The 10,863-nt window shown below is 73.9% G+C and carries 12 protein-coding genes; 8 read left to right on the top strand and 4 right to left on the bottom strand.

Annotation, left to right across the window (positions count from 1 at the left end; all coding sequences use genetic code 11):
* The first annotated feature begins 145 nt into the window (after nucleotides 1-145).
* Genes ACFYXE_RS37695 through ACFYXE_RS37685 form a run of 3 tightly spaced genes read left to right on the top strand, consistent with a single transcriptional unit; the run spans nucleotide 146 to nucleotide 2,033 of the window.
* Entirely contained in the window at nucleotides 146-877 is a 732-nt protein-coding gene (locus ACFYXE_RS37695) for a CPBP family intramembrane glutamic endopeptidase (protein WP_389320874.1), read from the top strand.
* A 44-nt stretch (nucleotides 878-921) separates the two neighbouring features.
* Nucleotides 922-1,260, top strand: coding sequence for a PadR family transcriptional regulator (locus ACFYXE_RS37690; RefSeq protein ID WP_361180733.1), 339 nt, complete (start codon nucleotides 922-924; stop codon nucleotides 1,258-1,260).
* The gene (locus tag ACFYXE_RS37685; RefSeq protein WP_389320870.1) at nucleotides 1,257-2,033 is read left to right on the top strand and encodes a hypothetical protein; all 777 of its coding nucleotides are present in this window, start codon (nucleotides 1,257-1,259) and stop codon (nucleotides 2,031-2,033) included. Before ACFYXE_RS37690 ends, ACFYXE_RS37685 begins: the two co-directional genes overlap by 4 nt.
* A gap of 82 nt (nucleotides 2,034-2,115) precedes the next feature.
* Here ACFYXE_RS37685 and ACFYXE_RS37680 read toward each other — a convergent pair whose 3' ends face one another.
* From ACFYXE_RS37680 to ACFYXE_RS37670, 3 genes are all read right to left on the bottom strand, one after another.
* Nucleotides 2,116-3,564: a peptidoglycan D,D-transpeptidase FtsI family protein gene (locus tag ACFYXE_RS37680; protein ID WP_389320867.1), complete on the bottom strand. Its 1,449-nt coding sequence runs from the start codon at nucleotides 3,562-3,564 to the stop codon at nucleotides 2,116-2,118.
* A 74-nt stretch (nucleotides 3,565-3,638) separates the two neighbouring features.
* Entirely contained in the window at nucleotides 3,639-4,145 is a 507-nt protein-coding gene (locus ACFYXE_RS37675) for a GNAT family N-acetyltransferase (RefSeq protein ID WP_389320864.1), read from the bottom strand.
* A gap of 3 nt (nucleotides 4,146-4,148) precedes the next feature.
* Nucleotides 4,149-4,922, bottom strand: coding sequence for an IclR family transcriptional regulator (locus ACFYXE_RS37670; protein ID WP_361180729.1), 774 nt, complete (start codon nucleotides 4,920-4,922; stop codon nucleotides 4,149-4,151).
* A gap of 170 nt (nucleotides 4,923-5,092) precedes the next feature.
* Here ACFYXE_RS37670 and ACFYXE_RS37665 point away from each other — a divergent pair, with 170 nt between their 5' ends.
* Both ACFYXE_RS37665 and ACFYXE_RS37660 read left to right on the top strand, forming a co-directional pair.
* The gene (locus tag ACFYXE_RS37665) at nucleotides 5,093-6,640 is read left to right on the top strand and encodes an aldehyde dehydrogenase (NADP(+)) (RefSeq protein ID WP_389320859.1); all 1,548 of its coding nucleotides are present in this window, start codon (nucleotides 5,093-5,095) and stop codon (nucleotides 6,638-6,640) included.
* A 98-nt stretch (nucleotides 6,641-6,738) separates the two neighbouring features.
* On the top strand, nucleotides 6,739-7,347 hold the full coding sequence (locus ACFYXE_RS37660) for a DUF1349 domain-containing protein (protein ID WP_361180726.1): 609 nt from the start codon (nucleotides 6,739-6,741) through the stop codon (nucleotides 7,345-7,347).
* A gap of 24 nt (nucleotides 7,348-7,371) precedes the next feature.
* On the opposite strand, the gene ACFYXE_RS37655 is transcribed toward ACFYXE_RS37660, so the two are convergent.
* Complete coding sequence (locus tag ACFYXE_RS37655; RefSeq protein WP_389320856.1) at nucleotides 7,372-8,517, bottom strand: Gfo/Idh/MocA family protein; 1,146 nt, start codon at nucleotides 8,515-8,517, stop codon at nucleotides 7,372-7,374.
* A 63-nt stretch (nucleotides 8,518-8,580) separates the two neighbouring features.
* Here ACFYXE_RS37655 and ACFYXE_RS37650 point away from each other — a divergent pair, with 63 nt between their 5' ends.
* The 3 genes from ACFYXE_RS37650 (at nucleotide 8,581) to ACFYXE_RS37640 (ending at nucleotide 10,823) form a co-directional block, all read left to right on the top strand.
* Nucleotides 8,581-8,946: a winged helix-turn-helix transcriptional regulator gene (locus ACFYXE_RS37650; protein WP_389320853.1), complete on the top strand. Its 366-nt coding sequence runs from the start codon at nucleotides 8,581-8,583 to the stop codon at nucleotides 8,944-8,946.
* Nucleotides 8,947-9,028: 82 nt separating this feature from the next.
* Nucleotides 9,029-9,745, top strand: coding sequence for a DsbA family oxidoreductase (locus ACFYXE_RS37645; RefSeq protein WP_361180723.1), 717 nt, complete (start codon nucleotides 9,029-9,031; stop codon nucleotides 9,743-9,745).
* A 22-nt stretch (nucleotides 9,746-9,767) separates the two neighbouring features.
* Nucleotides 9,768-10,823, top strand: a complete 1,056-nt coding sequence (locus ACFYXE_RS37640) for an aminotransferase class V-fold PLP-dependent enzyme (protein WP_389320849.1) — start codon at nucleotides 9,768-9,770, stop codon at nucleotides 10,821-10,823.
* The last annotated feature ends 40 nt before the right edge of the window (nucleotides 10,824-10,863 follow it).

Genomic DNA, 10,863 nt, shown 5'->3' with positions numbered 1-10,863 from the left:
GGGGGGGGGTTTTTGGCGGGGTGTTTTTGTTTTTTTTGGCGGTGCGGGGTTCTTCGTTTTTGCGGCCCCCGCCCGGCGGGGGGCCGGCGGGCTGGGGGCCCCCCCCCCCCCCCCCCCCGCGGCCCCTTCGGGACAGGGGGACTCCATGACCATCACGCCGGACTTCTCGGCCGCATCGACGGCCGTCACCGCCGCAGTCGCCGGCTACCTGCTGCTCGGCGAGCCCTTCGCCGGCCGCCGCATGTACGGCTCGCTGGCCCGGCGCAGGGACACCGAACCCCGCGCCCTGGTCCGCTACTTCGGCGTCCTGCTGGCCGCGTGGTGGGCCCTGGCCGCCCTCGCCGTCGCGGCCCTGCTGCTCTCGCCCGGCGCCGTTGCCGCCGACTTCGGCCTGGCGCTGCCCGAGCGGCCCGTGTACGTCGTCATCGCGCTGATCGTCGTCGGGACGGTCGCGGTGGTCTCCAGCAGGAACTTCCACGACCTCGCCCGCCGGGGCAAGAACGTGCCGGGGCTCGCCCCCATCGCCGCGATGCTGCCGCGCACCCCCGAGGAGCGCAGGCTCGCCGTCGCCGTCGCGGTGACCGACGGCCTCTGCTCCGAACTGGTCTACCGCGGCCTGCTCATCGCCTTCGGCGTCGGCGCCCTCGGGCTCGACCTGTACGCGGCGGCCGCCCTCTCGGTCCTCGCCTACACGGTCGCCGGCTGGTACCAGGGCCGCCAGGGCCTCCTCGTCTTCGCCGTGTTCGGCACGGTCCTCGCCGGGCTCTACCTCGCGAGCGGCAGCCTGCTGCTCCCCGTCGTCGTGCACGTCATCCTGTCCGTGCGCGACCTGACGCTGCCGGCGCCGACGACGCTGCGCGCCGCGCCCAGTGCCTGACAGCGCACCGCCCGAAAGTCCGCCGCCCGAAAGGCAGATCCGAAGTGAACGACCGCCGCTCCAGTTGGTTCAAGGGCGTCCTCGACCTGCTCGTGCTCGCCTGCCTCACCGACGGTGAGAGCTACGGCTACGAGATCGCCAAACAGCTCGGCGCCGACGGCTTCGGCCAGATCAAGGGCGGCACGCTCTACCCGGTCCTCAACCGCCTGGAGGAGGCGGGCCTGGTCGCCGCGGAGTTCCGCGCGACCGAGAAGGGCCCCGGCCGCCGCTACTACCGGCTGACCGACGCCGGGCGCCGGACCCTCGGCGAACAGGGCGGCCTGTGGCTCGCCTTCGACGGATCCGTACGTGACGTCCTTGCGAGGGCGGGAGTGGAAGCATGATGAACGACGCACAGCAACTGCCGGACGACGCCCCGGCCCGCCGCGACCGGGACGCCTACCTGGCCGGGCTCGCCGAGCACCTGCGCGCGCACGGCCTGCCCGCCGACCGCGTCGAGGTGACCGTCACGGACCTGGCCGCCCACCTGGAGGAGTCCGGCGCGACGGACGCGGAGGCCGAGTTCGGCCCCGCCGACGAGTTCGCCGAGCTGCTCGTGCCCGCCACGGGGGAGCGGGCACGGCAGGCGCCCGGCGAGCGGGTGCAGACCTGGCGCTGGACCGCCGACACCTATGGCGACGAGGAGCTCCTCAACCGCTTCGGCGACGAGGGCTGGGAGGTCGAGCGGGTCGACGCGCTCGGCCGCTTCGTCAGCCACCGCGACCTCGCGCAGCCGCAGCGCTGGGAGTACCGGCGCGAGCTGATCACCCGCGGCCGCGAGCACCTGGACGAGCGGCTCGCCCCCGACGGCTGGGAGGCCTGCGGGAACTGGGTGATCTACGCCTGGTACAAGCGGCCGCGGGCGGCGAGCCTGGGGCCCGCGGCCCAGGTCCAGGCGCCGCCGCCGGTGCCGGACCGGTCCAGCTTCTTCAGCCGGAAGTTCTTCGTGCTGCTCGGCGTGCTCGCCGTGGCGGCGGTCGTGGCGGGCGTCTCGGTGGCCGTCGACGACGGCGACGCGGGGTCCGGGGCCGGCTTCGTGGTGGGGCTGTTCGCCGGGGCGGGCGCGGTCGCGGCGCTCGCGTGGGCGCTGCAGGCATGGCGGGGGCGCCGCCCCTGAACCCCGGCAGGGGAGGGGCGGCGCCCGGACGGCGGGCGCGGGCGGGATCTCCGGCTCTTCGGGATCCCGCCCCGGTGCCGTGTCAGGACTTCAGCGCCGCCCGCATCATCGCCTTGGCGATCGGGGCCGCCAGGCCGTTGCCGCTGACCTCGTCGCGGGCCGCGCTGGAGGACTCGATCATCACCGCGACCGCCACCTCCTTGCCGTCGCTGCCCTTGGCGTACGAGGTGAACCAGGCGTACGGCGTCTTGCTGTTGTTCTCGCCGTGCTGGGCGGTGCCCGTCTTGCCGCCGACCGTCGCGCCGGGGATCTTCGCGTTCGACCCCGTGCCCTTCTCGACGACCGTCCGCATCGCGGACTGCAGGCCCTCGGCGGTGGACTCGTCCATCACGCGGGTGGCCCCGCCGTCGCCGGGCTTCTCCAGGACGTCGCCGCCGGAGTCGCTGATCTGCGCGACCATGTGCGGCTTGGCGAGCTCGCCGCCGTTGGCGATCGCCGCCGAGACCATCGACATCTGCAGCGGGGTCGCCGTCACGTCGAACTGGCCGATGCCGCTGAGCGCGGTCTGCGCCTTGTCCATGTCCGACGGGTAGCCGCTCTTGCCCGCGCGCACCGGCACGTCCAGCTTGTCGGCGTTGAAGCCCAGCTTCTCCGCCATCGCCTTGACCTTGCCCTGGCCCAGGTCGACGGCCATCTTCGCGAAGACGTTGTTGCAGGAGTACTGGAGCGCGGTGCGGATGTTCGCGTTCTCGCAGGGAGCGGACTGGTTCTCGTTCTTCAGGACCGTCCGGGTGCCGGGCAGCGTGTACGGGTTCGGGCTGTCGGTGCGGGTGTCGACCGAGCCGTAGAGGCCGTCCTCCAGGGCGGCCGCCGCGACGACCAGCTTGAACGTCGACCCGGGCGGCAGCGGCTGGCGCATGGCGCGGTTGACCATCGGCTTCTCCTTGTCGGTGGTCAGCTCCTTCCACGCCTTGGAGTCGGTGGAGCCGCTGATCTTCGACGGGTCGTACGACGGCGTCGAGACCATGCCGAGGATCTTGCCGGTCTTGGGGTCGAGGGCGACCGCGGCGCCCTTGGTGTCGCCCAGCGCCTTGTAGCCGGCCTTCTGCACCGCCGCGTCGATCGTCGTCACGACGTCACCGGGGTCGGCCCGCTTGTTGGTGAGCGTGTCCAGGGGGTTCTTCAGCCGGTTGTCGGTGCCGTCCAGCACGTCCTGGTAGATGCCTTCGAGCTGGGTGGCACCGTAGACCTGGGAGCTGTAGCCCGTGACGGGCGCGTAGAGGTCGCCGTCCTTGTAGGTGCGTTTGTACGCGAGGTCTCCGCCCTTCGTCCGCTCGGAGCCGGTGATGGCCTCACCGCCCACGATGATGTTGCCCAGCGGGTTCGCGTACTGCTCGATCGCGTTCCGCCGGTTCAGCTTGTCGTCCGCGAGTGCCTGCGAGTCGTGGAACTGCACCCATGTCGCCCGTATCAGGAGGGCGAGCACGAGCAGCAGCGCGAAGACCGAGGCGTGCCTGATCGTCTTGTTCATCCCGTGGGAGGACGAGCGGAGGGGAGGGTTTCGTTCCCTTCTGGCGCGCTTACGACCGTTTTCTCAGGAACTTCTCATGCGGCGGGGTCGGCGCCCGCCCCGCTCCGGGGGGCCCGCAGGACGAGGACGACCTCGTCGATCTCCGCGCCGCGCGCCGCGGCGTAGCCCCGCTCGGTGGTGGAGAGGCGGAACCCGCACTTCTCCAGGACCCGGATCGAGCCGGCGTTGTCCGCCGCCGCGCGGGCGTAGAGCGGGCGCTCCGGGACCAGGTCCAGGAGGGCGCCCAGCGCCGCCGTCGCCAGCCCCCGGCCCCAGTAGGCGCGGTCGATCCAGTAGGTGACCTCGCGCTCGCCCGGCTCCCCGTACACCGCGGCGTTGCCGACCACGTCGCCGTCGGCCAGGACCGTGCGCACGTCGACGCCCGGGGCGGACCGCAGCGTCGACCAGTGCGCGTCGAAGCGGACGTGGTCGGTGGGGTCCTCGGGCGTGAAGGCCGCCATGTACCGGGACTCGGGATCGCTCATCTGCCGGAAGAAGACGGGCAGATCGCTGTCGTGCACCGGGCGCAGGCTGACATCCATGCGTCAGATCCTCCGAGTCGCCAGGGTCAGCCGGTCGCGGGCGTCGAACAGGGCGTCCTTCACCATCTGCTCGTGCGCGGGCGTGAGCCGCGCCACCGGCACCGAGCAGCTGATCGCGTCGCGCGCGGGGGTGCGGTAGGGGATGGCGACGCCGAAGCAGCGCAGGCCCAGCGTGTTCTCCTCGCGGTCCACCGCGAAGCCCTGCTCACGCACCGTGCGCAGCTCCTCGATGAGCTTCTCGCGGTCGGTGAGGGTGTGCTCGGTCAGCGCGGGCAGCGTCTCCGGCAGCATCTTGCGGACCTGCTCGTCGGTGTGGGTGGCGAGCAGCGCCTTGCCCAGCGACGTGGAGTGCGCGGGCAGCCTGCGGCCCACCCGCGTGAAGGGGCGCAGGTAGTGCTGCGACTGGCGGGTGGCGAGGTAGACCACGTTCGTGCCGTCGAGCCGCGCCAGGTGGATGGTCTCGGTGGTGTCGTCGGAGAGCCGGTCCAGGGTCGGCCGGGCGGCGGCCACCACCTCGTCGCCGTCGATGTACGACGTGCCCACGAGCAGGGCGCGTACGCCGATGCCGTACCGCGTGCCGGTCGCGTCCGTCTCGACCCAGCCGAGCTCGACCAGGGTGCGCAGCAGCATGTAGAGGCTGGACTTGGGATAGCCCACGGCCTCCTGGACCGCCGCCAGGGAGTGCATTCCGGGACGGCCCGCGAAGTACTCGAGCAATTCCACCGTCCGCACCGCGGACTTGACCTGCGCGCCGCCTCCGGTCTCGCCAGCCGACATCGCCCTTGACCCCTTAGAACGCCGAGAAATAGTCTCCGAGTCCCCGCACATTCACCGACGGAGACGGCGTTCAGCATATCGAACGGCCCTGGTGAGTGGCATACCTCCGGCACGACACCTGGCACGACCCCTCATACGACGTTCGCAGTACCTCTGGAAGGGAATCCGCGGTGGCAGCAGCACCAGTCTGGAGTGTCGACCCCCGAACCGGGAAGCAGCGCGAGCAGGTTGCGGTGGAGGCCACAGCCGAGGAGGTCGACCAGACGGTCCGCGCCGCCCGGGACGCCGCGCCCGCCCTCGCCGACCGCGCGGTCCGCGCCGCCTTCCTGCGCACCGCCGCCCGCCTCCTGGAGGAGGCCAGGGGCCACCTCGTGGAGGCCGCCGACGCGGAGACCGCCCTCGGCCCCGTCCGGCTCACCGGCGAACTGGCCCGCACCTGCTACCAGTTGCGCTCCTTCGCGGACCTCGTCGACGAGGGCGCCTTCCTCGGCGTCGTGATCGACCACCCCGACGCCTCGGCGACCCCGCCGGTCCCCGACCTGCGCCGCTACAAGATCCCGCTCGGCGTCGTCGCCGTCTACGCCGCCTCCAACTTCCCCTTCGCCTTCTCCGTGCCCGGCGGCGACACCGCGAGCGCCCTCGCCGCGGGCTGCCCCGTCGTCGTCAAGGCCCACCCGGACCACCCCGGCACCTCCGAGCTGGTCGCCTCGGTGCTGCGCAGGGCCGCCGCCGCGCACGCGGTCCCCGAGGGCGTCGTCGGCCTCGTGCACGGCTTCGACGCGGGCATCGACCTGGTGCGGCACCCGCTGGTGGCCGGCGCCGGATTCACCGGCTCCGTGCGCGGCGGGCGCGCCCTCTTCGACGCGGCCGCCGCCCGGCCCGTGCCGATCCCCTTCCACGGCGAGCTCGGCTCGCTGAACCCCGTCGTCGTCACCGAGGCCGCGGCCGCCGAGCGCGGCGAGGAGATCGGCACCGGCCTCGCCGGGTCCATGACGCTCGGCGTCGGCCAGTTCTGCGTCAAGCCCGGCCTGGTCCTCGCCCCCGAGGGCGCGGGCGGCGACCGGCTCGTGAAGTCCCTGACCGACGCGGTCAGCGACACCGAGGCCGGGGTCCTCCTCGACCACCGGATGCGGGACAACTTCGTCGCCGGGGTGCGCGAGCGCGCCGAACTCCCGGACGTCGAAGCGCCGGTGACCCCCGGCGCGGGCGGCGAGCACACCGTCAGCGCGGGCTTCCTGACCGTCCCGGCCGCCCGCCTCGCCGACGAGGGCGCGCACGACCTGCTCCTGGAGGAGTGCTTCGGGCCCGTCACCGTCGTCGCCCGGTACGCCTCCGACGCGGAGATCACCGCCGTCCTCGCCCGCCTGCCCGGCAACCTCACCGCCACCGTCCAGCTCTCCGCGGGGGAGGCGGCGGGGGAGAGCGGCCGGGGCGCCGAGCTGCTCGCCGAGCTCACCCCGCTCGCCGGACGCGTCCTGGTCGACGGCTGGCCCACCGGCGTCGCCGTCGCCCCCGCCCAGCACCACGGCGGCCCCTACCCCGCGACCACCTCGACCTCCACGTCGGTGGGCGGCACCGCCGTCGAGCGCTGGCTGCGGCCCGTCGCCTACCAGGGCACCCCCGAGGCCCTGCTCCCGCCCGAGCTGCGCGACGCCAACCCGCTGGGGCTGCCCCGGCGTTACGACGGGCGTCTGGAGGGCGGGGGGCCGCAGGGGTGACCCCGGCGCCCCCGGGGCGCGGCGGGATCCGGACACCGGCCGGTGCGGGACCGGGCACCGGCGGGGCCGGGCGGGCGGCGGCCTGGAACACTGGGCCCATGGACGTCACCCTCCCCGAACTGCCCTTCCCGCTGCGCACCTACGGACCCGACGGGCACTGGTCCCACGAGGACGGTGTGCTCACCGGCTGGGCCGGTGCCCGCCAGGACCGCTTCGTGCCGCCGACCGGCGCGGTGCTCGACCCCGCGTCCGACGCGCCCCGCCTGCTCGGCGCCCCCGAGGGCGACTTCCAGCTCATCGCCCGCGTCACCGTCGGCTTCGCCGCCGCCTTCGACGCGGGCGTGCTGTACCTGCACGTGGGCGAGCGGGAGTGGGCCAAGCTCTGCCTGGAGCGCTCCCCGGACGAGCCCACCATCTGCACGGTCGTCACCCGCGGCCACTCCGACGACGCCAACGCCTTCGTGGTGGACGGCAGCAGCGCCTGGCTGCGCATCAGCCGCACCGGCTCGGCGTTCGCCTTCCACGCCTCGACGGACGGCGAGCGGTGGACGTTCGTGCGGATCTTCTCGCTCGGCGACGAGCGGACGGCGGGCGCCGCGCTCGTCGGCTTCCTCGCGCAGTCGCCCGTCGGCGAGGGCTGCGTGGTGACGTACGACCACATCGAGTTCCGCCCGAACTGGCCCAAGGGGCTGCGGGACGGCTCCTGATCCGGAGCCGGCCCGCGGGGGTCGTCAGAGGGTGACCCGGGCCCCCGTGGCCGCCGACCGCTCGATCGCGTCGAGCAGCGCCTGGCGCCGCGCCGCGTGCGCGAAGTCCGGCGCGTGCGTGCCGCCCCCGGTGAGGTCGGCGAGCACCCGTGCGTACTGCGCGCCGACGTTGTACCCGGGCAGCCCGCGCAGGTCGTCGAGCTCGGGCACGTCGAAGTAGCGGTCGGGCACCGGGAGTTCGGCGAGACCGGTGTCCGGTCCGCGGCCGCCGCGCACGCGCGGGGCGGCCTGCTGGAGGTGGCCGGAGGCCGCGGTGACGACCAGATCGCCGGCCGTGCCGTTGATCTCCCAGTGGAAGTCCGTGCCCCGGGACAGGCCCGCCCGGAAGTGCACCGAGGCGACCGCGCCGGACGCCAGCCGCCCCGACACCGCGATCTGGTCGTCGACCGTCATCGGCGCGGCCCGCCCCGTGCCCTCCTCGTGCACGACCGGCCGCCGGGTCGCCAGGGTCGCCGACACCTCGGTGAACTCGCCCAGCACCAGCGCCAGCGCGTCCACGGTGTGCCCGAACGGGATCGTCAGCATCGTGCCGCCGTTGGCCCGGTCCAGGAGGTAGGCGCCGCCCGGCTCGAAGACCGGGCCCCAGCGCCGCCCGGAGGCGACCAGGCTGGTCGAGAGGACCTCGCCCACGTACCCGTCGGCCACCAGGTCCCGCACGTACCGGACGCCGGGCGCCGAGCGGGCCTGCAGCCCCGCGAAGGTCCGCACCCCGGCCCGGTCCGCGGCCGCCGCCAGCTCCCTCGCCTCGGCGAGGCCGTTGCCCAGCGGCCACTCGGAGAGCACCGCCTTGCCCGCGCCGAGCGCCCCCAGGATCACCTCGCGGTGCAGCGGCACCCGCACGCTCACCACGACGAGGTCCACATCGTCGCTGCGGACCAGCTCGGCGGTCGAGCCGAAGGCCAGCGGCACCCCGTACGCCGTGCCCGCCGCCCGTGCCGACGCGTCGCCCGACGCGGACAGGGCGCGCAGCTCGTAACCGGGCAGCCGGGCCAGCGCGGGCACGTGCGCCTGTGACGCCCAGCCGCCGCGGGCGGAGAGGCCGACGAGACCGACCCGGACGGGACGGTCCCTGCGGGCCGGACGGGGGAGGGGAGGAGTGCTCGAGTTCATGATCGGGACGCTAGGGGCGGGTGCCCGGTGACCCGCAAGGGCACCAGCTATATTTTGGAAACCATGACTGGTCACAAGCGTGACGACGGCCTCGGACCGCACGACATCTACGGCCTGCTGTGCCCCGGCCGCGCCGTCTTCGAGCTGCTCGTCACCAAATGGACGGGCCTCGCCATCACCGCCCTGGAGGACGGCCCCCGCCGCTTCGGCGAGCTGCGCCGCAAGCTGGAGGGCGTCAGCCCCAAGGTGCTCACCCGGACCCTGCGCCGCCTGGAGGACAACGGCCTGGTCCTGCGCAGGGTGTACGCGGAGGTCCCGCCCCGCGTCGAGTACGAGCTGACCGAGCTCGGCCGCGGCGCCCTGGTCCCCCTCGCCCACCTGCGCACCTGGATCAGGGCGAACACCGGAAAGTTCGCACCGGGGGAATGAGGTGCTTTGCCCGGACGTTGTCACCGGGAGCGGAGGCGCCCTCCGCACCGACCTGACGTACGACCTGAAGAGAGCCACACACATGCGCGTCGAGATCTGGAGCGACATCGCCTGCCCCTGGTGCTACGTGGGCAAGGCCCGCTTCGAGAAGGCCCTCGCCGCCTTCCCGCACCGTGACGGCGTCGAGGTCGTGCACCGCTCCTTCGAGCTGGACCCCGGCCGCGCCAAGGGCGACACCGGCCTGGTCATCCCCATGCTCATGCAGAAGTACGGCATGAGCGAGGACCAGGCCCACGAGGGCGAGCGCCGGCTCGGCGAGAACGCCGCCGCCGAGGGCCTGCCCTACCTCACCGAAGGACGCGACCACGGCAACACCTTCGACATGCACCGTCTGCTGCACTTCGCCCGCGAGCACGGCCGCCAGGACGAGCTGATCGGCCTGCTGTACCGCGCGAACTTCGCCGAGGAGCGGTCCGTCTTCGCCGACGAGGAGCGCGTCGTGGAGCTCGCCGTCCGGGCCGGTCTGGACGCGGACGCCGTACGGGCCGTCCTCGCCGACCCCGCCCGCTACGCCGACGAGGTGCGCGCCGACGAGCGCGAGGCCGCCGAACTGGGCGCGAACGGCGTGCCGTTCTTCGTCCTTGACCGCAAGTACGGCATCTCCGGCGCCCAGCCCGCCGAGGTCTTCACGCAGGCCCTCGAACAGGCGTGGGGCGAGCGCGCGCCGCTGACCACCCTCGCGCAGGCCGACGGCGGCGAGGCGTGCGGCCCCGACGGATGCGCGGTTCCGCAGGCCTGATACGCCGCATAGGTTGATCCCCATGGAGTCCATGGGGATCAACACCGGCATCGAATTCGCTCCCACGTCGACCTATCTGAACACCGCGAGCTGCGGCCTGCTGCCCCGCAGGGCCGTCACGGCGGTGCACCGCCTCGCGACCGAGAACGCCGAGGGACGGCCGGGCGGCGCGGGCGACTTCGAGGCCGTGGACGCGGCGCGGGCCGCCTTCGCCCGGCTCGTCGGCGTCGACCCGGGCCGGGTGGCGACCGGCGGCTCGGTGGCGGTGCACGCCGGACTGATCGCGGGGTCCCTGCCGCCCGGCGCCGAAGTCCTCGTCCCCGAAGGCGAGTTCGCCTCCATCGTGAACCCCTTCGTGCTGCGCGGCGACCTCAAGATGCGCTACGTGCCGCTGGCCGAGCTCGCCGGGGCGGTCACCCCCACCACGGCACTCGTGTCGTTCTCGGCCGTCCAGTCCGCCGACGGCCGCACCGCCGACCTGGCCGCCGTCCGCGCGGCGGCCGCCGCGCACGGCGCGCGCACCCTCCTGGACGCGACCCAGGCGGCGGGCTGGCTGCCGCTGGACGCGAACGCCTACGACTACACCCTCACCGGCGCCTTCAAGTGGCTGCTGTGCCCGCGCGGCGTCTCCTTCCTGACCGTGCGGGAGGAGGCACAGGACTCCCTCGCCCCGCTGCACGGCGGCTGGCTCGCCGCCGCGGACACCTGGAACTCCACCTACGGCCCGCTCGACCGACTGGCCCCGGACGCCCGCCGGTTCGACGAGCCCACCGCCTTCCTCGCGTACCACGGGGCCGCCGCCGCGCTCACCCTCGTCGAGGAGGTGGGCGTCGCCGCGATCCACGCCCACGACACGGCGCTCGCCGCCCGCTACCGCCGCGGCCTCGCCGCCCTCGGCCACACCCCCGTACCCGGCGACTCGCCCGTCGTCTCCGTGCCCGGCCTCGCCGACCGCGCCCCCGGACTGACCCGGGCCGGCATCCTGACCTCGGCACGGGCGGGACACCTGCGCGCCGCGTTCCACCTGTACAACACCGAGGCGGATGTGGACCGGCTCCTCGACGTGCTGTCCGCCTGAGGCCTGGCGCGGCGGGCCCCGGGCCGCCAGTCTTGCAGGA

This window comes from Streptomyces sp. NPDC002564, assembly GCF_042889645.1.
Lineage (GTDB): Bacteria > Actinomycetota > Actinomycetes > Streptomycetales > Streptomycetaceae > Streptomyces.
This window is presented reverse-complemented; position numbering and strand designations above follow the sequence as displayed.

Bases quoted from the DNA above. Each gene is read 5' to 3' on its own strand.
- ACFYXE_RS37695 (WP_389320874.1), top strand. From the start codon at position 146: ATGACCATCACGCCGGACTTCTCGGCCGCATCGACGGCCGTCACCGCC.
- ACFYXE_RS37685 (WP_389320870.1), top strand. From the start codon at position 1,257: ATGATGAACGACGCACAGCAACTGCCGGACGACGCCCCGGCCCGCCGC.
- ACFYXE_RS37680 (WP_389320867.1), bottom strand. From the start codon at position 3,564: ATGAACAAGACGATCAGGCACGCCTCGGTCTTCGCGCTGCTGCTCGTG.
- ACFYXE_RS37675 (WP_389320864.1), bottom strand. From the start codon at position 4,145: ATGGATGTCAGCCTGCGCCCGGTGCACGACAGCGATCTGCCCGTCTTC.
- ACFYXE_RS37670 (WP_361180729.1), bottom strand. From the start codon at position 4,922: ATGTCGGCTGGCGAGACCGGAGGCGGCGCGCAGGTCAAGTCCGCGGTG.
- ACFYXE_RS37660 (WP_361180726.1), top strand. From the start codon at position 6,739: ATGGACGTCACCCTCCCCGAACTGCCCTTCCCGCTGCGCACCTACGGA.
- ACFYXE_RS37655 (WP_389320856.1), bottom strand. From the start codon at position 8,517: ATGAACTCGAGCACTCCTCCCCTCCCCCGTCCGGCCCGCAGGGACCGT.
- ACFYXE_RS37650 (WP_389320853.1), top strand. From the start codon at position 8,581: ATGACTGGTCACAAGCGTGACGACGGCCTCGGACCGCACGACATCTAC.
- ACFYXE_RS37645 (WP_361180723.1), top strand. From the start codon at position 9,029: ATGCGCGTCGAGATCTGGAGCGACATCGCCTGCCCCTGGTGCTACGTG.
- ACFYXE_RS37640 (WP_389320849.1), top strand. From the start codon at position 9,768: ATGGAGTCCATGGGGATCAACACCGGCATCGAATTCGCTCCCACGTCG.